The organism is Aurantiacibacter flavus (assembly GCF_039710615.1).
Lineage (GTDB): Bacteria > Pseudomonadota > Alphaproteobacteria > Sphingomonadales > Sphingomonadaceae > Alteraurantiacibacter > Alteraurantiacibacter flavus.
In genome coordinates this window covers 287,607-310,540 of sequence record NZ_JBDLBR010000004.1, presented here as the reverse complement: position 1 = coordinate 310,540, position 22,934 = coordinate 287,607, and the positions used below count along the sequence as shown (strand labels likewise).

At 65.4% G+C, this 22,934-nt stretch carries 18 protein-coding genes and 1 tRNA gene; 10 read left to right on the top strand and 9 right to left on the bottom strand.

Annotation, left to right across the window (positions count from 1 at the left end; genetic code table 11):
* Positions 1-3: 3 nt before the first annotated feature.
* The gene (locus ABDJ38_RS13330; RefSeq protein ID WP_346785609.1) at positions 4-543 is read right to left on the bottom strand and encodes a DUF2059 domain-containing protein; all 540 of its coding nucleotides are present in this window, start codon (positions 541-543) and stop codon (positions 4-6) included.
* Positions 530-1,312, bottom strand: a complete 783-nt coding sequence (locus ABDJ38_RS13325) for a citryl-CoA lyase (RefSeq protein WP_346785608.1) — start codon at positions 1,310-1,312, stop codon at positions 530-532. Before ABDJ38_RS13325 ends, ABDJ38_RS13330 begins: the two co-directional genes overlap by 14 nt.
* Before the next feature lie 132 nt (positions 1,313-1,444).
* Here ABDJ38_RS13325 and ABDJ38_RS13320 point away from each other — a divergent pair, with 132 nt between their 5' ends.
* The 8 genes from ABDJ38_RS13320 (at position 1,445) to ABDJ38_RS13285 (ending at position 9,204) form a co-directional block, all read left to right on the top strand.
* Complete coding sequence (locus tag ABDJ38_RS13320) at positions 1,445-2,575, top strand: CaiB/BaiF CoA transferase family protein (protein ID WP_346785607.1); 1,131 nt, start codon at positions 1,445-1,447, stop codon at positions 2,573-2,575.
* A 61-nt stretch (positions 2,576-2,636) separates the two neighbouring features.
* The gene (locus ABDJ38_RS13315; RefSeq protein WP_346785606.1) at positions 2,637-3,179 is read left to right on the top strand and encodes a VOC family protein; all 543 of its coding nucleotides are present in this window, start codon (positions 2,637-2,639) and stop codon (positions 3,177-3,179) included.
* A 10-nt stretch (positions 3,180-3,189) separates the two neighbouring features.
* Positions 3,190-4,311 (top strand): cobalamin-independent methionine synthase II family protein, encoded by a 1,122-nt coding sequence (locus ABDJ38_RS13310; protein WP_346785605.1) that lies wholly within the window; start codon positions 3,190-3,192, stop codon positions 4,309-4,311.
* Positions 4,312-4,347: 36 nt separating this feature from the next.
* Positions 4,348-4,432, top strand: a tRNA-Leu gene (locus ABDJ38_RS13305).
* A gap of 155 nt (positions 4,433-4,587) precedes the next feature.
* On the top strand, positions 4,588-5,271 hold the full coding sequence (locus tag ABDJ38_RS13300; RefSeq protein ID WP_346785604.1) for a PilZ domain-containing protein: 684 nt from the start codon (positions 4,588-4,590) through the stop codon (positions 5,269-5,271).
* A gap of 84 nt (positions 5,272-5,355) precedes the next feature.
* Positions 5,356-6,975, top strand: a complete 1,620-nt coding sequence (locus ABDJ38_RS13295) for an NAD(P)/FAD-dependent oxidoreductase (RefSeq protein ID WP_346785603.1) — start codon at positions 5,356-5,358, stop codon at positions 6,973-6,975.
* A gap of 14 nt (positions 6,976-6,989) precedes the next feature.
* Complete coding sequence (locus ABDJ38_RS13290) at positions 6,990-7,442, top strand: GtrA family protein (RefSeq protein ID WP_346785602.1); 453 nt, start codon at positions 6,990-6,992, stop codon at positions 7,440-7,442.
* A complete protein-coding gene (locus ABDJ38_RS13285) occupies positions 7,426-9,204 on the top strand; it encodes a hypothetical protein (RefSeq protein WP_346785601.1) in 1,779 nt (592 codons plus the stop codon). Before ABDJ38_RS13290 ends, ABDJ38_RS13285 begins: the two co-directional genes overlap by 17 nt.
* Positions 9,205-9,207: 3 nt before the next feature.
* On the opposite strand, the gene msrB is transcribed toward ABDJ38_RS13285, so the two are convergent.
* Genes msrB through ABDJ38_RS13270 form a run of 3 tightly spaced genes read right to left on the bottom strand, consistent with a single transcriptional unit; the run spans position 9,208 to position 11,976 of the window.
* Positions 9,208-9,711: a peptide-methionine (R)-S-oxide reductase MsrB gene (gene msrB, locus ABDJ38_RS13280; protein ID WP_346785600.1), complete on the bottom strand. Its 504-nt coding sequence runs from the start codon at positions 9,709-9,711 to the stop codon at positions 9,208-9,210.
* Between the two features lie 10 nt (positions 9,712-9,721).
* Complete coding sequence (locus tag ABDJ38_RS13275) at positions 9,722-10,999, bottom strand: ABC transporter permease (RefSeq protein WP_346785599.1); 1,278 nt, start codon at positions 10,997-10,999, stop codon at positions 9,722-9,724.
* The gene (locus tag ABDJ38_RS13270; RefSeq protein ID WP_346785598.1) at positions 10,996-11,976 is read right to left on the bottom strand and encodes an ABC transporter ATP-binding protein; all 981 of its coding nucleotides are present in this window, start codon (positions 11,974-11,976) and stop codon (positions 10,996-10,998) included. The genes ABDJ38_RS13275 and ABDJ38_RS13270 overlap by 4 nt, the downstream gene beginning before the upstream one ends.
* 44 nt (positions 11,977-12,020) lie before the next feature.
* Here ABDJ38_RS13270 and queG point away from each other — a divergent pair, with 44 nt between their 5' ends.
* Positions 12,021-13,079, top strand: a complete 1,059-nt coding sequence (gene queG, locus ABDJ38_RS13265; protein WP_346785692.1) for a tRNA epoxyqueuosine(34) reductase QueG — start codon at positions 12,021-12,023, stop codon at positions 13,077-13,079.
* Here the strand turns inward: queG and ABDJ38_RS13260 are convergent.
* From ABDJ38_RS13260 to ABDJ38_RS13245, 4 genes are read right to left on the bottom strand one after another with little or no spacing between them, the layout of a single operon-like run.
* Positions 13,063-14,289 (bottom strand): NAD(P)/FAD-dependent oxidoreductase, encoded by a 1,227-nt coding sequence (locus ABDJ38_RS13260; protein WP_346785596.1) that lies wholly within the window; start codon positions 14,287-14,289, stop codon positions 13,063-13,065. The two genes, queG and ABDJ38_RS13260, sit on opposite strands and share 17 nt — an antisense overlap.
* Before the next feature lie 32 nt (positions 14,290-14,321).
* The gene (locus tag ABDJ38_RS13255) at positions 14,322-19,052 is read right to left on the bottom strand and encodes an NAD-glutamate dehydrogenase (RefSeq protein WP_346785595.1); all 4,731 of its coding nucleotides are present in this window, start codon (positions 19,050-19,052) and stop codon (positions 14,322-14,324) included.
* A 44-nt stretch (positions 19,053-19,096) separates the two neighbouring features.
* On the bottom strand, positions 19,097-20,080 hold the full coding sequence (locus ABDJ38_RS13250) for an LLM class flavin-dependent oxidoreductase (protein WP_346785594.1): 984 nt from the start codon (positions 20,078-20,080) through the stop codon (positions 19,097-19,099).
* Positions 20,077-20,817, bottom strand: coding sequence for an alpha/beta fold hydrolase (locus ABDJ38_RS13245; RefSeq protein ID WP_346785593.1), 741 nt, complete (start codon positions 20,815-20,817; stop codon positions 20,077-20,079). Before ABDJ38_RS13245 ends, ABDJ38_RS13250 begins: the two co-directional genes overlap by 4 nt.
* 104 nt (positions 20,818-20,921) lie before the next feature.
* On the opposite strand from ABDJ38_RS13245, the gene thrS reads away from it, so the two are divergent.
* Positions 20,922-22,919, top strand: a complete 1,998-nt coding sequence (gene thrS / locus ABDJ38_RS13240) for a threonine--tRNA ligase (RefSeq protein WP_346785592.1) — start codon at positions 20,922-20,924, stop codon at positions 22,917-22,919.
* The last annotated feature ends 15 nt before the right edge of the window (positions 22,920-22,934 follow it).

Genomic DNA, 22,934 nt, shown 5'->3' with positions numbered 1-22,934 from the left:
GTGTTAGGGTTGGGGGGAATGTGCTTGCTGGTAACGCGCCACAGCTTTCCGCACCAACTCCCCCTCGATATCTTCAAGGTTCGTCGCGCTGTACGCTCTCATCCGCCAGTCACCGTCGATATAGTGCTGGCCAACAGCGGATTCGAAGAACGCTACGAGCTGACGTAACTCTTCTTCGGTGTACTCCCAATTGATGTGTCGTTCGAACTCTTCCTGATAGGTCGGTCGAACATGTTCATATTCAGCTTTGAGTGCCTCAATCGGGCCCGTGATTGCCTCAAATAACGTCGTGGCAGCCGTACCGGAATTCCAATCGAGCTGGCTATTTAGCGCGTACCGCTCCAAAAAGCTGCCGCTATCGAGCTCTCGTTGCAGTCCCGTCGCAGCCATGAATCTGCGGATGAGCGCCTGTTTCTCGGCATTAGCTGGTTGTTCGTTCATAGCAGATGGATAGATCTCAGTATTTTGCGCGAACAGGCTGCTGGACGCACCCATCATGGCTAAGCCGCAAACTGTGCTGCGTAAGAACTTATTCCCCATCATAACTAATCGCCCCAGCCGCAGCCCCGCTCATTACAAAGCCGATCGGCCGTTCCGCCTCCTCGGTCAGGTGCCCGATCAGCCCGCCGGTCCGACACAACAGGCCAATCCCTTTCAGCGCCGCCACCGGCCAGCCGAGATCGAGCATGATCGCGGGGATCGGGCCGTTGACGTTTACCGGCAGCGCGCGGCCAATCGCCTCGGGCAGCGCCGCCTGCAACGCGCGCATCATCGCCACGTGCTCGCCCGACACACCGCGTTCGTCGGCAAGCTTCAGCAACAGGTTCGCGCGCGGGTCGCCCTCGGAGTGCTGCGGGTGGCCGAAGCCGGGGACGGCCTTCGTATGCGCGCGCCACTCGGCGATCTTGCGCCGCGCCACCGCTTCTGCCGCATCGCCGCTCGCGCGCTGGTCGGTCACGCAGTCGTGGTAGAACTTGCCCGCCACCTCGGCGCTGCCCAGCACCACCGAGCCGCAGCCGAGCAATCCCGCCGCGACCGCGCCCTGCACCGCCTCGGGCGCGGCGGCGAGCGTCATCCGCGCGGCCACCACCGAGGGCACCAGCCCGTGCTCGGCCAGCGCGCAGAGCACCGCGTTGAGGAAGAAACTCTGGTCCTCGTTGGGCTCCTCGCCCGTCACCAGCAGCCAGAAGTAGCTGGAGAAATCGAACTTGCCGATGATGTCCTCGCACAGGTCGCGCCCGCGCACGGTGATCGATTCCGCGTCCGAGGTGCAGATCGCTGTGTAGGGCTGATCCTGTTTTCCGATGCGCATTCAATTCTCCCAAAATCCGTTCGTGCTGAGCTTGTCGAAGCACCGCTTTTTCTTCAAGCTCGGACTAGAAGTAAGGACAGTCCTTCGACAAGCTCAGGACGAGCGGGGAGGGAGTCTGGGAGAGAATTCATAATGGCAAAGCCGCTTCACGGCATTCGTGTGCTCGATATGGGCACCTTCATCACCGGCCCGGCCTGCGGTATGCTGCTGGCGGATCTCGGGGCTGAGGTCATCAAGGTCGAGATGCCCGAGACGGGCGACCCGTTTCGCGCCTTCAAGGGCGACCTCTATTCGCCGCACTACCAGACCTACAACCGCAACAAGAAGTCGATCACGCTCAACACCAAGACCAGCGAGGAGGACCGCAAGGCGCTCGACGAACTGGTCGAAACGGCGGATGTCTTCATCCAGAATTTCCGCCCCGGCGTGGCCGAGCGCTTGTTTGTCGACGCCGCCAGACTCCAGGAAATCAATCCGCGGCTGGTCTATGTCGATATTTCGGGCTTCGGCAACGATGGCCCGTGGAAGGACCGTCCGGCCTTCGATACCGTATCGCAGGCCGCGAGCGGTTTCCTCAGGCTGCTGGTGAACCCCGGCAATCCCCGTGTGGTCGGCCCTGCAATTGGCGACGCGGTGACGGGGTTCTACGCCGCCTATGGTGTGCTCGCCGCGCTTTATGAGCGCGAGAAGACCGGCAAGGGCCGCCGGGTCGAGACCTCGATGTTCGAGGCCATGGCGCATTTCAACCTCGACGATTTCACGCACTATCTCAGCGCCGACGAGGTGATGGGGCCGTGGAGCCGCCCGCATGTTTCGCAGAGCTATGTGTTCGAATGTGCGGACGGCGGCTGGATCGCGCTGCACATGTCGAGCCCGCCCAAGTTCTGGGAAAACCTCGCCGAGGCGGTCGGCCAGCCCGACATGCTCGCTCGGCCCGAGTTCGAAAGCCGCCCGGCGCGGATCGCGAACTACGAGAACGTGGTGAAATTCCTCGCCCCGATTTTTGCGGAAAAGCCGCGCGCCTATTGGGAGGAGCGGCTGACCAGCCTCGAAGTGCCGCATTCGGCGGTCTATTCGAGCAAGGAGGTGTTGGAAGGCGATCTCGCCAAGCACCACCGGATCGAGGTGAGTGGCGAGGGCCAGCGCGGTACATTCCGTACGATCCGCAATCCTATCCGGTTCGATGGCGAGGCGGAAAGCGATCTGACGCCGCCGCCCGAGCTTGGCCAGCACAATGAAGAAATACTTGGCCGCAAGCCATGATGCGTTAGATTGCTAAGCTTGAGGCCGCGCGAAAAGACTCGGCCCAACGGGAGAATGGATCATGGCACACTTGCCGAGCAGACTGCATCACACCGCCTATGTGACGAAGGATCTGGAAGCCACCCGCGCCTTTTACGAGGACGTGATCGGCCTGCCGCTGTCGGCCACCTGGTGCGAGGCCGATATGCTGTTCGGCAAGATGCGGACCTATTGCCACGTGTTCTTCGACCTTGGCGACGGCAGCTCGCTCGCCTTCTTCCAGTTCGCCGATGCCGATGATCAGGCCGAGTTCGGGCCCGAAATTCCCTCTTCGCCGTTCATTCACATCGCTCTGAACGTCGATGCCGAATGCCAGGCCGGGATCGAGCAGCGCATCAAGGAGGCCGGGATTTCAGCGCCCGATACCTATGTGCTGGAGCACGGCTATTGCCGCTCGGTCTATGTGAAGGACCCGAATGGCATGATCGTCGAGTTCTGCAACGACGACCCGCGCGCCGCCGATGGCAAGGCCGAGCGTCAGGCCAAGGCCCATGCCGAGCTAAAACGCTGGTTGGCGGGCAATCACGAGAACAACAATACGTTCCGGAAGGAAGAGGCAGCATAGGGCCGCGCCGATGAGCGGTTTCGCCACCACTCACACCGGCAGCCTGCCGCGCCCCGACTATCTGCTCGACCTGATGTTCGCGCGCGAGGGCGGCGAGGAGGTCGATCCCGCCGCGCTCGATGCAGCGATCGAGCGGGCGACGGCGGAGGTGGTCGCCCGCCAGGTCGCGGCAGGGCTCGACGTGGTCAACGATGGCGAGATGTCAAAGCCCAGCTACGCCACCTACATCAAGCATCGGCTCTCGGGCTTCGGCGGCGAGGCGGGGCAATACGAATTCGCCGATCTTGAGGACTTCCCCGGTGCCAAGGCGCAGGTGTTCGGCAACAAGGGCCGGGCCAGGCGCTCGGCTCCTGCCTGCACCGCGCCGATCGCAGTGATCGACATGGAAGCCCCGCGCATCGACGCCGAACGGCTCAAGCGGCTTGCCAAGGGCCACGGCACCTTCATGTCGGCGGCCTCGCCGGGGGTCACCGCGCTGTTCTTCCCCAACCAGTACTATGCCAGCGATGAGGACTATGTCTTCGCCCTCGCCGAGGGGTTGCGGCACGAATACCAGACCATCGCCGAGGCCGGGATCACCTTGCAGGTCGATTGCCCCGATCTTGCCATGGGCCGCCACGTCCAGTTCACCCATCTCAGCCTTGAGGAGTTCCGCCAGCGCATCGGCATGAACGTCGCCGCGCTCAACCATGCCTTGCAGAACATCCCTGCCGAGCAATGCCGGATGCACCTGTGTTGGGGCAATTACCCCGGCCCGCATCATTGCGACGTGGCGCTGGCCGAAATCGCCGACATCGTCTGGCAGGCAAGGCCCCAGACCGTGCTGCTCGAAGGCGCCAACCCGCGCCACGCGCACGAATTCGCCTACTTCGAGAACCACCCCCTTCCGCAAGACAAGGTGCTGTGCCCCGGCATGATCGAACCGCAAAGCCCCTATATCGAGCACCCCGAGCTGATCGCGCAGCGGATCGGCCGCTATGCCAATCTGCTCGGGCGCGAGCGGGTGATGGCGGGGGTGGACTGCGGCTTCTCGGTCCACGCGGGCAGCCATGCGCTCGACCCGGAGGTGGTCTGGGCAAAGCTGGCCGCGCTCGCCGAAGGCGCGCGGATAGCCACTTCACGCTACTGGTAAGGCGGGCCTTCCCGCGCTAGGCGGGCAGTTCGCAGTGCGGGCGTGGCGGAATGGTAGACGCCGGGGACTTAAAATCCCCTGAGCCTTGCTCGTGCGGGTTCGAGTCCCGCCGCCCGCACCAGCAAGCCCTCTGTTAACGCCGTCGCCCGGGGGGATTTGGTTGCTATCCGGTAAACGGATCCATGCGAAAGCCGCTCTTGCGCATGATAGGCAGGCGTTGCTCAGGGTGTCAGCGTAGGCGTTGATAAACCAATCCTGAACAATCCCGCGTCAATTATGATGTCGATCAAAATGCAGGATCCCTGCAGAATGAAAAGAGTGGGAACGCCCATGCAAGACCCAGCGAGGCTCGACAACACGAGCGCCCCCTCCTCAGGGCAGGAGGGCAGTGGAGCGGAAATGCGTACGGCGCCCCGCGTCGGATTGCTGATCCGACCGGCCAAGCTCATTTCGCCCGACCATCAGTTCGTCTGCGTCATCCGCGACCTTTCCGCGACCGGGCTTAGCGTATGCGTGTTTCACGCCCTGCCTTCTTGCGACCAATATACGATCGAGTTCCAGAACGGCGATCGCATCCCGGCCGAGGTGATGTGGCAGCATGGCGACCGCATGGGGCTGCGCTTCCTGGAGAGCGCCGATCTTGACCGGCTGATTCAAAGCCCGAGCCGCTTCGCCAAACGTCCGATTCGCGTCGAGCTCGATTGTCCGGCCATCCTGGCGATGCCGGGGCGCGATTTTTCCGTGCGGATTTGCGATATTTCAGGGCAGGGCGCGAAGATCGCCTGCGACGAGCATCTCATGCTCGCGTCGAACGTCGTCCTGCGGGCAACGCACCTTCCTTCCACGCGCGCCAAGATCCGCTGGCGGCGCAACGGGGCCTATGGCCTCGTGTTCGAGGATACAATGCAGATGAGCGAGCTGGCGCGCATTGTCGCGGCCATGCAGAACGTAGCGCTCTGATTTCCGGCCCGGCCGGGTGGCCGCGTTAACCACGGAACAACCATTTTCCTTCACTCCCGGCGGGAACACCAATCGGGAGGCTTGATGACCAGTATCCGTGCCAGCGGCAGCCACGCAGGCGATGTGGATGTGGATGTCGTCATTGTCGGCGCCGGCCCGGCGGGACTGACCGCAGGCTATCTGCTGACCAAGGCTGGCAAGTCGGTCGCGATCATCGAGAAGGATGAGACTTATGTCGGCGGGATCAGCCGCACGGTCGAGCACGCGGGCTATCGCTTCGACATTGGCGGGCACCGGTTCTTCTCGAAAAGCCAGCAGGTGGTGGACCTGTGGAACGAGATCCTGCCCGACGACTTCATCCAGCGCCCGCGGATGAGCCGCATCTACTACGAGGGCAAGTTCTACTCCTACCCGCTGCGCGCCTTCGAGGCGCTGCGCAACCTCGGCCTGTGGCGCTCGGCGCTGTGCATGGCGAGCTACCTGAAATACAAGCTGTTCCCCATCAAGCAGGTGAAAAGCTTCGAGGACTGGACCACCAACCAGTTCGGCAGAAAACTCTATTCGATCTTTTTCAAGACCTACACCGAGAAGGTCTGGGGCATGCCCTGCGATAGGATGAGCGCCGACTGGGCGGCGCAGCGCATTAAAGGCCTCAGCCTGTGGGGCGCGGTGATCGACGGGATCAAGCGTTCGCTCGGTCTCAGCCGGCTGAACGACGGTTCGGGTACGCAGGCCAAAACCTTGCTGGAGACGTTCCGCTATCCGCGCCTCGGCCCCGGCATGATGTGGGAAGCCGCGCGCGACAGGATCGTGGCGAGCGGCAAGGGCAAGGTGCTGATGGGCCATGCGCTGGGCCAGCTCGCGAGCGATGGCCAGAGCGGCTGGCGCTTGCGCGCCGACGGGCCGGATGGCGAGACCATCATCACGGCCCGCCACGCCATCAGCTCCGCGCCAATGCGCGAACTCGCCACCCGGCTCCATCCGCTACCCGCAACCACCTTGCAGGCAAACAACCTCAGGTATCGCGATTTTCTCACCGTGGCGTTGATGATCCGGTCGGACGACCTGTTCCCGGACAACTGGATCTATATCCACGATTCGCAGGTACAGGTGGGCCGGGTGCAGAACTTCCGCAGCTGGTCACCCGAGATGGTGCCCGATCAGGATATTGCCTGCGTGGGGCTCGAATACTTCTGCTTCGAAGGCGATGGGCTGTGGACGTCGAGCGACGAGCACCTGATCGCGCAGGCCAAGCGCGAGATGGACATCCTTGGCCTGTGCAAGCCCGAGGACGTGGTTGGCGGCGCGGTGGTGCGGCAGGAAAAGGCCTATCCGGTCTACGACGAAGACTACGCCGAGAATGTCGAAGCGATGCGCGCCGAGCTGGAAGAGCGCTTCCCCACGCTGCATCTGGTGGGGCGCAACGGCATGCACCGCTACAACAATCAGGACCATGCGATGATGACCGCGATGCTCACGGTGGAGAACATCATCGTCGGTGAACGCCTCTACGACACCTGGTGTGTGAACGAGGATGCCGAGTATCACGAGGCGGGCGACGAGGGCGCCGAGAAGGCTTTGCCTGCGCGCGATGGCCGCACACTGACCGAAGATCAGGCCGCTGCACTGTCCTCGGTCCGCGATGTGCCTGAACGGGTGGCGAAGGCCGGGGCAAGCGCCGAAAAGACCCGCAAGGTCGCCTGATCGGGAGGGACGCCATGCGCGAAGTTCCGATGCAAGCGGCACTGCGAGAGATTGCGCGCAAGGCGAAGGATCGCCGGTTCATGCTCTATTTCGCGGCCAGCCTCGCGGCCTTGGCGGTGGACGCGGCGAGTTTTCTTGCGCTCCTCCGGCTTGGTTTCGGCGCGGCAGGCTCTTCGGTGCTGGCCTATGGGCTGGGCATCGGGTTTCACTGGCTTATGTCGAGCCGCGCGGTCTTTCTTGATCGGGTGGCCATGGGCGGGCACCAGCGCACCCGGCAAAAGGCGCTGTTCGTGCTGTCGGCACTGGTCGGGATGGCGATAACGGTCAGCATCGTTGGCGGGATCGAACGGCTCGGCGGCGACCCGCGCCTTGCCAAGGGGGTGGCGATTGGCGCTTCGTTTTTCGCCACCTACTGGCTGCGCAAGCGCGTGGTCTTTCCAGGGGCCGCCGATGGCGTCGCAGTCTGAGCCCCTGCCCGAGCGCGAGCTCGACTCGGTGCGGATGACACTGCTCGTCTGGGCCGGGGCAGCGCTGGCCTATCTCGCGGCTGTCCTCGTGCTCGGGCAGGAGCCTTATGATGGCGATGACCTGATGCGGCTGCAGCAGGTGCGTGACCTGATGGCCGGGCAAGGCTGGTTCGACGTTACGCAATACCGGATGAACCCGCCCACGGGCGTGGCCATGCACTGGTCGCGCCTTGTCGACCTGCCGCTGGTGGCGGTGATGATAGTGCTGCGGATAGTACTGCCTCAGGCGCTGGCCGAGAGTTGGGCAGCGATGCTGGTGCCGCTGTTCTATCTTGGCGCGGCCCTGCTGCTGTTGCGCGCGATCATGTTGCGGCTGGGCTTTGTCGGCTGGCAGGTGCTGGCAGGGCTGGGCCTTGCCGCGCTGTTCCCGCTTGTCCCCGCGGCCTTCGCGCCGATGCGGATCGACCATCACAGTCCGCAGGCCGTGGCTGCGCTGGCCATGGCGGCCCTGATGCTGCGCGCGCCCTCGCGACAGGCGGCGCTGCTGGGCGGACTGGTTGGTGCCGTATGGCTGGTGATCTCGCTTGAAGGGCTTCCCGTGATCGCGTTCGTGGCTGGCCTCTATGGCCTGCGCTATGCGCTGGTGCGCGATCGCTCGCTTGCCTGGTTCCTCGGGGCGCTGGCGCTGGCGGCGCCGCTGCTCTCGCTGGCAACGCGGCCGATGTCGGAATTTGCCTTGTGGTGCGATGTCCTGCTGCCTGCGCATTGGGCTGCCTTTGCGGCAGCGGCGGTGGCTGCTGGAGCCCTTTCCTACCTGCCCCGGCAAGATCGGCTGGTCGGACGCGTATTGGCGATGGGCCTGCTACCCCTGCTGAGTGCGCCCGTCGCCATGGCCATGATCGGCCCCTGCCTCTCCGGCCCCCTGGCCGCGCTCGATCCGCTGGTGCGCAGCTACTGGTACAATCACGTTTACGAGGGGCTGCCGATCTGGATGCAGCCGCCGTCGCTGGCGCTGCCTGCGCTGTATACCCTCGCGCTTGTTACCGCAGGGCTCTGGGCCGCCCGCCGAGAGGGCCTGTTGCGCGACGAGGCTCGGCTCAAGTGGTTGCTTCACGCCCTGCTTGCCCTAGGCGTGGCATGCTACGGGCTGCTTCTCCTGCGCGAAATCCTCGTGGCGCAGCTGCTCGCCGTGCCCTTTGCGCTGGCGCTGCTCATCCGTTTCATGCCGCGCGCGCGCGCTTTAACCGCTACGATACCACGCGTGCTGGCGACCATGGCTTGCGTCTTGTTGGTGACCCCGGCGGGTGCCGCCATCGCAGGTAAGCAGATCGGGCAGAGGTCGTTGCCATCCGATCATTTCGCCAGCCAGCCCCGCCAGCACGCGGCTGGTCTCGCTCCGTGCGACTTTGCCGACCTGCAACGGCTGGGCGAGGGATACGTCTTCACCAGCTTCAACAGCGCGCCTGAGATTCTTGCGCATACCTCGCTCGGGGTGACAACGGGAGGCTACCACCGCAACGTGGAGGCGCTGCATAGGGTGATCTCCGCATTTATCGCCGACACCGGCGAGGCCCGCGCTATCGTGAAGCAGAGCGGTGCAAACTATCTCGCCATCTGCCTTGAAGATGACAGCCTGGTGATCTTCGCCGAAGACCGCCCCGAGAGCCTCGCGCGGGCCCTGCTACTGGGGGAGCGGGTCGACTGGCTCGACCCGGTTTCAGGTTTCGAAAATACGCAGCTGAGGGTGTACCGGGTCCGCTAGCCGTCAGGCGGGCTGGAAATCGAGCGCCACGCCGTTGATGCAGTGGCGCTTGCCGGTCGGGCGGGGGCCGTCGTCGAACACATGGCCCAGGTGCCCGCCGCAATCCGCACAGTGGACTTCGCGCCGGACATAGCCGAGCTTGCGGTCGGTCGAATAGCCGACCGCGCCTGCGTCGATCGCCTGATAGAAGCTCGGCCAGCCGGTGCCGCTGTCGAACTTGGTTTGCGACGAATAGACCGCATTGCCGCACCCCGCGCAGGTGAATGTGCCCGCGCGGTGTTCGTCGTTAAGCGGCGAGGAGAACGGGCGTTCGGTCGCCTCTTCGCGCAGCACGCGGTATTCCATGTCGGTTAGGCGGCGGCGCCATTCGGCGTCTGTATGCGTCACGCGGAAATTCTGCTGGGCCTTGGCGGGTTCGCTGCCGCAGGCGCTGAGCACGGGGAGCGACACGCCCACGCCAAGCCAGGTCAGCGCGGAGCGACGGGAAAGCATGGGGTCGTGGGTCATGAGGGCACCTCTAGCGGGCCGCGGCGGAACCCTTGCTGAACAGGCCGCGCACGAACCCGACCGGCCCGCGCCTACTCTCCTTAGCCTTTATAGTGCCTTGCGGGCCGGATTTCATCACCCGCTTGCGGAACATGTTCGCGCCTACACGCACGAACACCGCCACGCACAGCGCCTGCCAAGCGAGCGCGAGGGCATGCGGCCAAAGACTCTCATCCATCGCTGCATGGGCAACCATCACGAAGGGCGAACTGAGCGGGAAGGCCATGCCGAGCCAATCGATCCAGCCGCCCGCATTGGTGATGGTGAGGCTGGAGAGGAAGAACACCAGCACCTGCAACATGGTGGCGGGCATCGACAGCGTCTGCACCTCGCGCACCGTTTTCGCCTGCGAGCCGATGGTGAGAAAGATCGCGCCGAGCAACAGATAGCCCATGCCGAAATAGAGCGCGAACAGCACCATGAACATCGGCCAGCCGACGCCCGGAATCGCGTAGTCCGACAGCGAGACCCCGCCCGCCGTCAGCACTATCCCGGCGGTAGTCCCCCAAACGCAAATCCCCACCACCGAGACCGCCAGCATCGCGAATAACTTGCCGAGGAACAGCGCGTCCATCGGAATCGCGGCGGCGAGCACCTCGATGATCTTGTTGCCCTTCTCCTCGACAAGATTCGACAGCACCATCGAGGCGAGCAGCATGATGAGCAGGAACAGCAGCACCTGCCCACCCTGCGCGGTGTTGATGCGGGCCGAATTGCGCGCGGCAGCGCTGGAGGAGACTTCGCTGGTGGCCACCTCGGGATAGGCGAGCGTTTGCCCCTCGGCCTGCGCGGCGATCATGCTCACGATGCCTTGCCAGCGTTCGATGCTGCCTTCGGTGGCGGTGAGATGCGGCGCGGTAGGCGTGCCGGTGACTACGGCGGCGAGCTGTCCTTCGCTTTCCTGCAAGGCGACCTTGGCGTCGAACGGCTCTCCCGGCGCAACAGCGCGCAGCTCGCTCATCGGCGGGACCGTGCTGCCGAGCCTCTCGGTAAGCGCATTGGCCGCATCGAGCATCGCGCGATTGTCCTCCGCGCTCATCGCGAGGCCGACGCTGGCCACGCCCGCGTTCTGCTGCACCTGCGCGCCGACGCCGCCTGCCAGCGCCATCACCACCACCGGGAACAGTGGCCCGAGCAGGAAGAAGATGAACGCGCGGCTGAACAGGATCGCGGTAAAGTCGCGCCGCGCAACTACATAGGCGGCCTTGAGCAGCGGCAGGCGTCCGCCGGGCTGGTGTTCAGTGCTCATGCGGTGTCTCCCGGTTCGTTCGCGACCATGTCTTTTGCCGCCGCCTCGCCCGCGATGGCGACGAAGGCATCGTGCAGCCCGGCGCGCTCGATCGAGAGCGAGAGGATACCCGCCTCGCCTTCGATCAGCGCCTTGAGCAGCGGCTCCACCCCGCTTTCGGGCAGGGCGAAGGTCCAGAAATCGCCCAGGCGGCGCGCGTCATCGGGCAGGGCCGCTAGCCACCCGCCCTCGCGGCGGCGCGTTTCGAGCCGGACCTGCGCGGGGATACGGTCGCGCGCTTCGTCGACCCGGCCCGCGAACGGCACCTTGCCGCCCGCGATGATCGCGATGCCTTCGCACAGCCGTTCGGCATGGGCGATGACGTGGGTGGAGAAGATCACCGTGGTGCCCTTGTCGGCCAGCCCCCGGATCAGCACCTCAAGCTTGCCCTGATTGATAGCGTCGAGGCCCGAGAACGGCTCGTCGAGCACCACCAGCTTCGGCTCATGCACCAGCGTGCCGAGCAGCTGCACGGTCTGCGCCATGCCCTTGGAAAGCTGGCGGATTTGCCGCTCGACCGCATGGCCGAGGCCGTGGCTTTCGAGCAGTTCGCGCGCCTTCTCGCGGCCTTGTTTCAGCGGCAGGCCGCGCAGTGCGCCCATGAACGCGATAGCCTCATAGGCTTTCATCGCCGGGTAGAGCCCGCGCTCCTCGGGCAGGTAGCCGATAAAGCGGGCGACATCCTGCGGGTTGCTTGCGCCGAGCACCATGCGCTCTCCTGCGTCGGGGTCGATAATGCCGAGCAGCATGCGCAGGGTGGTGGTCTTGCCCGCGCCGTTGGGGCCGAGAATGCCGTAGATCGCGCCGGTGGGAATGGCGAGGTCCACCCCGTCGACCGCCGTGGCGGCGTCGAACCGCTTTACGAGCCCGCGCGCGTCGATGGCCAACGGGGGTGCGGTGTCTGTGCCTGCGGAGAAATCGCCTGTCGCCATGGTCATGCTGTCACTTTAGGAGGGAGGGATGAACCTTGCACTCCCCTACCATGCTTAATCTCGCCGAGACCACGTTGCAGGAGCGCCTGCGCGAAAAGGCGCGCGAGCTGGGCTTTGCCGCCATCGGCTTTGCGCCTGCCGAGGATGACCCGGTGCGCGCGGAAAGGCTGCACGAGTGGATCGAGGCCGGTTACCACGGCGAGATGCAGTGGATGGCCGACCGCGCCGATGTGCGGCAGGGGCCGCAGTCGATGTGGCCGGTGGCCAAAAGCGTGATCGCGCTGGGGATGAGCTATGCGCCGGAAGTCGATCCGCTGGCGCTGGAGGGCGACCCGGAGAAGGCGCGCATTTCGGTCTATGCCCATGGGCGCGACTATCACGATGTCGTGAAGAAGGCGCTGAAGGCGCTGGCGCGCTGGTTGGTGGAGCAGGCGCCGGAGACCGAACTCAAGGTCTTCGTCGATACCGCGCCGGTGATGGAGAAACCGCTCGGACAGGTGGCAGGGCTGGGCTGGCAGGGCAAGCACACCAACCTCGTCAGCCGCGAGCATGGCTCATGGCTGTTCCTCGGCGCGATCTACACCACGGCGGAATTCGCGCCCGACGAGCCGCAGACCGACCACTGCGGATCGTGCCGCGCCTGTCAGGATGCCTGCCCGACCGATGCCTTCCCGTCACCCTACAAGCTCGATGCGCGGCGCTGCATTTCCTATCTGACGATCGAATATGCGGGGCCGATTCCCGAAGAGTTTCGCGAAGCTATCGGCAACCGCATCTATGGCTGCGACGATTGCCTCGCCGTGTGCCCGTGGAACAAGTTTGCCGAGACGGCAGCGCGGCACAAGGCCTTCGCCGCACGCGAGGAGCTGATTGAACCAATTGTGGCCGAGTTATTGGCCCTCGACGATGCCGCTTTTCGCGCAAAATTCTCCGGCTCGCCGATCAAGCGGATCGGTCGCAACCGCTTCGTGCGTAACTGCCTGATCGCCGCCGGGAACAGCGGCAATGCTGATCTGATTGAGCCGGTGCGTGTGCTAACCGAAGATCCCGATCCCGTGGTATCCGAAGCCGCGCGCTGGGCGCTCGGAAAGCTTACATCAGTTCCTTAAGCGGCCGCTCGACGTCGGCCACCTCGGCGGCATCGACCTGCGTGCGCGCCTCGATCAGCTTGCGGCCCTGCACATAGTCCTTGGTGCGGTTGACAGCGTCGATGGCGAGGATGCGGCCATCCTTCAGGTAGACCACCGAGAAACTCCGCTCCGCCGGATCGCCGCGTAGCACGGTGGCGTCGTGTCCCTGGCTGATCCCGGCGGTCTGCAACCTGAGGTCGTACTGGTTCGACCAGAACCACGGGAAGGCCTCGTAGGGCACCGGCGCGCCGCAGATCGAGCGGGCGGCGGTCGTTGCCATGTCGTTGGCGTTCTGCACGCTTTCGAGCCGGATCACCGCGCCGCCGGCATAGGCGTTGGCATGGGCAGCACAGTCGCCGATGGCATAGATGTCAGGCAAGCTGGTGTGGCAGAATTCGTCGACATCCACGCCGTTCGCCCCGGCGGCTCCGGCATCGATCAGCGGGCCGACTGCGGGCACGATCCCGATCCCGACTACCACCGCATCGCAAGGGACCACTTCGCCGTCGGTCAGCTCGACGCCGGTCACGCGGGTGCCGTCGCCCTGCAGGCATTCGACCCCGACGCCGATCCGCAGGTCGACGCCCTGCGCGCGGTGTTCGTTCTCGTAGAAGCGTGAAAGCTCCTCGCCCGCCACGCGCGAAAGGACGCGGTCGAGCGCCTCGATCAGCACGACCTCGCAGCCCAGCTTGCGCAGCACGGCAGCAGCCTCAAGCCCGATATAGCCGCCGCCGATCACGACGATCCGGCGCTTGCCGGCGCCCAGCTCCGCCATGAGCGTATCGACATCGGCCTTGTCGCGCACGGCGTGGACGCCTTCGAGATTGCCGCCGCTGCACGATAGCCTGCGCGCATTGCCGCCGGCCGACCAGATCAGGTGGCCATAGCCCATGGTATCGCCGCCCGATAGCGTGACCTGATGCGCCTCGGGATCGATCCGCGTGACGGCCTTGCCGAGGTGCAGCGTGACATCCTTTTCGGCCCAGAAGGCCTCGGGCCGGATCAGCAGCCTTTCGAACGGCTTGTCGCCCGAAAGGTATTCCTTCGAGAGCGGTGGCCGCTCGTAGGGCGGGAGCGGATCGCGCCCGATCATGGCGATCGAGCCGGTGAAGCCCTGTTGCCGCAAGGCGATGGCGGCCTGAGCGCCGCCATGGCCGCCCCCCACGATGATCACGTCATAGCTTGTCATGGCGGCGTGTTGCCCGGATTGCAGGCTCAGCGTCAAGACTTTGCGACGGGCGGGGGCCTGTCCTGATCAAGCAGCAGGTTGCGCGCCTGGCCTGCGACTTGCGCCAGCACCGCCGGACGGACCGGCTGAACCGCTTGCGCGCGCGCGATGGTCTGACGGAACTGGCCGATCTGGTCCTCGTTCTGCTCGGCCCACTGTCGTACCGCGCCTTCGGGGTCTTCGGCAAAGCCCGGTGTGATCGCGGAGAGGCGGCCGAGGAAGTCGCGACGGATCTGCTGGAAGTCGCGCGCGAGGCCGGCCACCAGCAGCCGCTCCCACGGATCGGCGGGGCTCATCACCGAGGCTTCGCCCTGAGCCCAGTCGATCCCGAGCGATGCGCCCGTGAGCGTGAAGGCGCGGACAAGGCCGAGCGGATCGATGCCCGACGAATTGGCAAGGCTGGCAATGCCGATGGCCCCGTCGAGCGCGAACAGCCGCGCGACCTTGCGCGCCAGCGCAGGCGGAGCGTCAAGCGCCTCGAGGTCGGCGGCAATCGCGTTGACATGGGCCGAGGCTTCCTCGCCGATCAGGGTATCGGCATGTTCGGCCAGCTGGCTCACCAGATCGCCGAGGCGGGCGCGCAGGTCGGCCGGGTTGGGCGCCCCGTTGGCGGCCCGGATCACGTCGGCGATATGGGCGCGCAGACCGCTCGCGGCCTGTTCGAACAGGCCGAGCCGTGCGGCTTCGGGCATGGCCGTGGCGTCGATTTCGTCCCACAGCGCTTCCATGTCGAACATGGCTGCAGCTGCTACGAAGGCGCTGCCGACGATGGACAGGCCGACGCCTTCCTCTTCGGACAGTTCGAACGGATGGATCAGGCCCATGCGGTTGACCATCCGGTTGGCCACCACCGTGCCGACGATTTCGCGCCGCAACTGGTGATCAAGCAATTGTTGCGGGAATTTCTCCTGCAACAGCCGGGGGAAGTCCGCCAGCACCAGCGCATCGGCGTCGTCGTCCTGGGCGAGCGGCGATTGTTCGACGGCATCCTGCAGCGCCATCTTCGTGCTCGAGAGAAGCACGGCCAGTTCGGGCCGGGTGAGCCCGTGGCCATCGCTGCCGCGCCGGGCCAGTTCCTCGTCGCTGGCGAGCCCTTCGGTCACGCGGTCAAGCACGCCGATGTCGCCGAGAATCTCGATCAGCCGCACATGCGCGGCCATCGAACGCGCGCCGCCGCTTTCGGCAATCGACAGGGCGAGGGCCTGCAGCCGGTTATCCTCCAGCACCAGCTCGGCGACATCCTCGGTCATGTCCTTGAGCAGCGCGTTGCGCTCCTCCTCGGTGAGGTCGCCCGCCTTGAGCGCCGCGCTCAGCGCGATCTTGATATTCACCTCGTTGTCCGAACAATCGACGCCTGCCGAATTGTCGATAAAGTCGGTGTTGATGCGTCCGTCCTTGAGGCCAAAGGCGATGCGCCCTGCCTGGGTGATGCCGAGATTGGCTCCTTCGCCGATCACCTTCACGCGCAAGTCCGCCGCATTCACGCGCAGGCCGTCGTTGGCCGGATCGCCAACCTCGGCATTGCTCTCGTCAGCCGCCTTCACATAGGTGCCGATGCCGCCGAACCACAGCAGGTCGTTGGGTGACTTGAGGATCGCGCTCATCAGGCTTTCGGGATCGAGCTCCTCGTCGGCAATGCCCAGCGCCTCGCGCGCTTCGGGCGATAGCTCGATCCGTTTCAAGGTGCGCGGGAACACGCCGCCGCCCTTGCTGATCAGCTCTTCGTTGTAGTCCGCCCAGCTCGAACGGGGTAGCTCGAACAGGCGCTTGCGCTCGTTCCAGCTTTTGGCCGGATCGGGATCGGGGTCGATGAAGATGTGGCGGTGGTCGAAGGCGGCCACCAGCTTGATCGCCTTCGACAGCAGCATCCCGTTGCCGAACACGTCGCCCGACATGTCGCCCACGCCGACCACGCGCACCGGTTCTTCCTGCACATCCACGCCCATTTCGCGGAAATGGCGCTGGACCGAGACCCAGGCGCCGCGCGCGGTGATGCCCATGGCCTTGTGGTCATAACCGTTCGAGCCGCCGCTGGCGAAAGCGTCGCCGAGCCAGAAGTCGTGCTCGATCGCGATGGCATTGGCGGTGTCGGAGAAGGTCGCCGTGCCCTTGTCGGCGGCGACCACGAAATAGGGGTCTTCGCCATCGTGGATCACCACGCCAGCAGGATGCACGACCTTGCCTTCGACGATATTGTCGGTGAGCGACAGCAGGGTGCGGATGAACAGCTTGTAGCTTTCCTTCCCCTCGGCAAACCAGGCATCGCGGTCCTGCGCCGGGTTGGGAAGCTGCTTGGGATAGAACCCGCCCTTCGCGCCCGTCGGCACGATCACCGCGTTCTTGGTCTTCTGCGCCTTCATCAGGCCGAGCACCTCGGTGCGGAAGTCATCGCGCCGGTCCGACCACCTCAGGCCCCCGCGCGCCACCGGCCCGGCGCGCAGGTGAATGCCCTCCACCCGGCGCGAATAGACGAAGATCTCGCGCCATGGCACAGGCTTGGGCAGGCCGGGCACAAGCGAGGAATCGAACTTGAACGCCAGCGCCTCGTTCCCCGCCGGAGCGAACACGTTGGTGCGCAGGATCGCCTTGATGGCGTTCCAGTACAGGCGCAGCAGGCGATCATCGTTGATTGCCGAGACTTCGGCGAGCCCAGCGCGAATGGCGTCCTCGGCCTTCTCACTGGCCGCATCGCGCTTGCCCTTGTTGGCGGGATCGTGGCGGGCCGTAAACAGGTCGATCAGCCCGCGCGTGACGGCGGGCGCGCCAGCCAGCGCCTCGACCACGGTGTGGATCGTGAAGGCGATGTTGGCCTGCCGCAGATAGCGGTAAAAAGCGCGCAGCCATTCGGTGTCGCGCGCGTCGAGCCCTGCGCTGATGACGAGCCGGTTGAACACGTCGTTCTCGGCCCCGCCATTGATGACATGGCCGATCGCTTCCTCGATAACAGAGGCGCGCTCGAGCAGGCTTGTCGGATCGACACCCGGCTGTACGGCGAGACCGAAGTCGTGGATCGTCCCGCCATCGTCGACCGCCAGTTCGGTGGGCACTTCGGACAACACGCGGAAGCCGAAGTTCTCCAGCGCGGGCACCGCGTCAGACAGCGGCATGGAGCCGGCGTGCTGATAGATCTTGAGCCGCAGCGGCTCGGTGCAGCCCTCATCGGCGCAATAGAGCCGGACCCCGCGTTCGGGCGCGCCCTCTTCGTCGAGCGCGCGCAGACGGATAATGTCCTGCGCTGCCTCGGCCGGGCCGTAGCGCGTGCGATAGGCGGTCGGCAGGGCATTGGCGTAGCGCATGGCGAGCGAGGCGGCATGGGCCTGCTGGTCGGTCTCGCTCAGCGCATCTTCCACCGCGTCGAGCCATCCGCGCAGCAAGGTCTGCACCGCGCGGTCGAGCGCTTCGGCATCGGGCTCCTGCTCCTGCCCGCGGAAGTCGAGCACATAGCGCAGCAGGGCGAGATTGCCGCCTTCCACCATCAGGCTCCAGTCGAGCGTGCGGGCGCCGGTCTCGCTTTCGACCAGATTCTGAATCTCTTGCCGGACCGAGGTCGAGAGCAGGTCTCGCGGAAGCCAGACGAAGGCGAACAGGTGGCGGCCAAGCGGCGCGGTAACCAGCGTGGCTCGCGGGCGCGGGCGCTCGCCCAGCGCGATCATGGCGGCGACCACGCGGACGAGGTCGTCATCGGCAAAGCTGATCACGAGATCGTGCGGCAGCACGGTCAGCGCGTGGACGAGCCCCTTGTAGTCGTGGCTCTGCGGGGAGAAATCCAGCCGCTCCATCAGCGTGGCGAACTGGCGGCGCAGGACGGGAACCTTCTCGGGCGGCGAGGACAGCGCGGCGCTGGTCCACAGCCCGGCATGGACCGACAGGGCGGCCACCCGGCCATCCTCGTAAATCGGCACAATGAACAGGTCGAGCGGTACAGTGCGGTGGACGCGCGAAAGGTGATTGGCCTTGATCACCAGCGGGGCGCGGCCCGGAGCGCCGTTCTTGCCGTCGAACCAGGCAAAGGCGCGGGCGAAGGTATCATCGGCCACGACCGGGTCGCCGGGGCGCCGGAAAATGCCGAGAGCATTCTCAATCCCGCCGTCACGCTGGCGTACGAGGTGACCGAGCTGGGTCATCATCCCGTCGCCCAGCCAGCGCAGCAGCGCCGCGCCCTCGCCATCGGCCACGAGGTCGGCATCCTGCATGATGCGCGCCTGCATGACGGGCCAGTCGGCCACGGCGGCGCGCACGTCGAGGATCGCGGTTTCGAGCGCCTCTTCGAGTGCCTTGCGGTCGCGGGCATCGACCCGTGCGGTCTCGATATAAATCCACGATTCGCGCTTCTCGCCGGTGCCTGTGCCCTCGGGCACGTCGACCAGGGCCCCGGCCTCACGGCGGACGGGCAGGATCGGGTGAATCAGCAGATCGATCGGCATGTTCCGAGCGGACATGGCGGCGGCGATTGAGTCTACGAGGAAGGGCACGTCCTTGTTGACCACCGCAATGCGCAGGAAGCGGCGCGCACTTGCCTCGCTGCTCATGCGGATTGCGGGCTTGCCGTCTTCGCGCTGGCGGGCAGTGGCGAGCACAAAGGCCGCCGCCTCATCAAGCGCCTCGCCTTCGAGGCCTGCCTCGCCGGGCAGGAAGCTGCCGGTGATACGGCGCTTCAGAACTTCGGCAAAGCCGCGCTCCTGCTCGCTCAGGTCATTGGTGCTGGAGGATGTGGTTTTGGCCATGTGGGGTAGTCTCCTTGCGCCGAAGCGCAGCATTGGGCCTTGGGTCAGGCGGCGACGTGCTCCATCGCCAGTTCGAGCGAGTGGCGGCGGGCGGCCGGATCGTATGTCGCGCCCGAAAAGATGATCTCGTCGGCACGCGTGCGGGCGATGAACCGCTCGATCTTCTCGGCCACGGTGCGCGGCGAGCCCACGGCGGCGGCGGTCGAGAGGCTTTCGAGCATCGCTTGGGCCTGCATCGGCAGGGTGGCGCGATATTCGGGTATCGGCGGCGGCAGCCGGCCCGGATCGCCGCTGCGCAGGCGCACGAAGGCCTGTTCGTGGCTGCTGGCGAGAGTTTCGGCCTCGTGATCGGTCTCAGCCGCGATCATCGTCATGGCGGCCATGACATGCGGTTTGTCGAGATATTCGGAGGGGCGGAACTGGGCGCGATAGGCCTCCAGCGCGGCATCGAGGTGCGCGGGCGCGAAGTGGCTGGCGAAGGCATAGGGCATACCCAGTTGAGCGGCGAGCTGCGCGCCGAACAGGCTCGACCCCAGCATCCACATCTCCACCTTCGCGCCGAGGCCGGGGGTGGCCTTGATCGGCAGGTCGAGATCGCCGGTCAGCAGTGCGCGCAGTTCGACCACGTCCTGCGGGAAATATTCCGCCGCGCGATGCAAATCCTTGCGCAGCGCCTGGCCGAGCACCTGCCCGGCGCCGGGCGCACGGCCCAGCCCGAGGTCGACCCGCCCCGGAAACAGCGCGTCGAGCGTGCCGAACTGCTCGGCGATCACGAAAGGGTTGTGGTTTGGCAGCATCACCCCGCCCGAGCCTACACGAATGGTGCGGGTGGCATGGCCTATATGGGAAAGAACCACCGAAGTGGCGCCCCCTGCAATCCCGGGCGAGCCGTGGTGTTCTGCCACCCAGAAACGCTTGTAGCCATTCGCCTCGGCGGTCTGCGCAAGCTCGGCGGCATCGGCAAGGGCTTCGGAAACGTCGCTGCCCTCGCGCACGGTGACGAGGTCGAGAACGGAAAAAGCGGTCATAACAGGCTCTCCAACGTGCGTTGCAGCAGGGCGATATCCTGCGGGCGCGACAGACGATGGTCGCCGCCTTTCACCAGCACGCCCTGCACGTCGTCCGAGGCCAGAGCCCGCATCAGCAGCACGGAAATATCGGACGGCACTTCGTCATCCTCCTGCCCGTGCAGCAGGCGCACCGGGCAGGTGAGCGGAACCTCGCGGATCAGCATCCGCTGTAGCTGGGCATCCTGCCAGAAGCCGGGATGGGTGGGGGTGGGCATGGGGCCGTAGGGATTATCTTCGAACACCGTCTGACCAGCGGCCAGCGCGGCCTTCTGTTCCCGGTCATAGCCCCAGGAGGTGAAATCGGGCGCGGCGGCAATGCCGATCATCGCATGCAGCCGCTCACCCAGCGCCATGCCGATCAGCAGCATCAGCCAGCCGCCCATTGACGAGCCGACCAGCAGCACCGGCCCTTCCACCTGCGCCTCGATCAGCGCGAGCACCTCGTCTTTCCAGCGGGTCAACGTGCCTTCGCCGAAAGTGCCTTCGCTGCGGCCGCAGCCGGAATAGTCGAGCAGCAGGCAGGCGCGGCCTTCGCTGGCAGCCCAGTCATAGATGGCTGTGGCCTTGGAGCCGTCCATATCGGACATGTAACCTGGAAGGAAAACGATGGTCGGGCCAGTGCCAGCGACGTGACGAAAAGCGATCCTGCGCCCGTTGACTTCGTGAAAGTCGCAAGCTTGTTCGGCCAGTTCCATTCGGCAGTCCTCTCCTTTGGCGCCGTCAGCTACGCGCTAAGACCTTTCAGCGCGCCGCGCCTTGTGCCATGGCGCGCGCAGGCAATCGACAGATATCTGGTATCATGAGCAATCACTTCAAGATTTCCCTTCCCGATGGTTCCGTTCGCGAGATGGCGCCGGGCTCGACTCCCGCCGATGTGGCGGCGGACATCGGGCCGGGGCTGGCCAAGGCGGCGCTGGCCGCGCGCGTGAATGGCGAGCTGCGCGACCTCACCCGCCCGTTCGAGGGCGACGCCGAGCTGGCGCTGGTCACCAGCCGCGACGAGGAAGAGGCGCTTGAGCTGGCGCGGCACGACTATGCGCACGTGCTGGCTGAGGCGGTGCAGGCGCTGTGGCCGGGCACCCAGATCACCTTTGGCCCCGCCACCGACGATGGCTTTTATTACGACGTGAAAGCGCCCGACAGCCGCGCCCCGTTCTCGATGGACGATCTTCCGGCCATTGAGGAAAAGATGCGCGAGATCATCCGCGCCAACAAGCCGCTCACGCGCGAAGTCTGGAGCCGCCAGCAGCTGATCGACAAGTGGCAGGCCGATGGCGAGACCTTCAAGGCCGAATGGGCCAGCGAACTGCCCGAGGGCGAGGAGCTGACCGTCTACAAGAGCGGCGAGGACTGGCTCGACATGTGCCGCGGCCCGCACTTGCCCAGCACCGGCAAGCTCGATCCTGATGCCTTCAAGCTGATGCGTGTTGCCGGGGCCTATTGGCGCGGCGACCAGAAGAACGCGCAGCTCACGCGCATCTATGGCACCGGCTGGCTGACGAAGAAGCAATTGAACGCGCACCTCACCCGTCTGGAAGAGGCTGCCAAACGCGACCACCGCAAGCTGGGCCGCGAGATGGACCTGTTTCACTTGCAGGAGGAGGCGCACGGCTCGGTGTTCTGGCACCCCAAGGGCTATCGCATCTGGCGCGAGCTGGAAGCCTATATGCGTCGCAAGATGGACGGCGGCGGCTACCGCGAGATCAAGACCCCGCAGGTGATGGACGCGCGCCAGTGGGAGCAGTCGGGCCACTGGGGCAAGTATCGCGAAAACATGTTCGTGATCCCCGACGAGGTGCCCAACACCGAGGACGAAGGCCCGATTGTCAGCGATGCCGCTGAATGGATGGCCTTGAAGCCGATGAACTGCCCGGCGCACGTGCTGGTGTTCAAGCAGGGCATTACCTCATACCGCGACCTGCCGATCCGGCTGGGCGAAATGGGCTGCTGCCACCGCAACGAGCCGCACGGCGCGCTCCACGGGCTGATGCGGGTGCGCCAGTTCACGCAGGACGATGCGCATATTTTCTGCACCGAGAATCAGGTGGTGGAAGAAGTGCGCCAGTTCTGCGAGCTGGCCGACCGCGTCTATCGCGACTTCGGCTTCACCTATCACGTGAAGCTGGCGCTGCGCCCCGAAAAACGGTTCGGCTCCGACGCAATGTGGGACAAGGCCGAGCAGGAGCTGCGCGATGCGGTCGCGGCGGCGGGCATGGATAACGACGACTATGGCTGGGAAGAGCTGCCGGGCGAAGGCGCGTTCTATGCGCCCAAGCTCGAATGGCACCTGACCGACGCGATTGGCCGCACCTGGCAGGTCGGCACGATCCAGTCCGACCGCGTGCTGCCCGAGCGGCTCGATGCGAGCTATATCGGTGAGGACGGCGGGCGGCATCGTCCGGTGATGCTCCACCGCGCGATTTTCGGCAGCTACGAACGCTTCATCGGCATCCTGATCGAGCACTTTGCGGGCCGCTTGCCCACCTGGCTTGCGCCGGTGCAGGCGGTGGTGGCCACCATCGTTTCCGACGCCGATCCCTATGGCGAAACGGTGATGGAAAAGCTGAGGGCCGCGGGCATCCGCTGCGAGAGTGACTACCGCAACGAGAAGATCAACTACAAGGTGCGCGAGCACTCGCTGGCCAAAGTGCCCTATCTTCTCGTGCTCGGTATGCGCGAGGCGGAAGAAGGTAAGGTGGCCCTGCGCATCCTCGGCGAGAAGGACCAGCAAGTGCTGACGCTCGACGAGGCCGTGGCCTTGATCGCGGGTGCGGCCACACCGCCTGACCTCGATTGATCGGCAGTGAGAGCG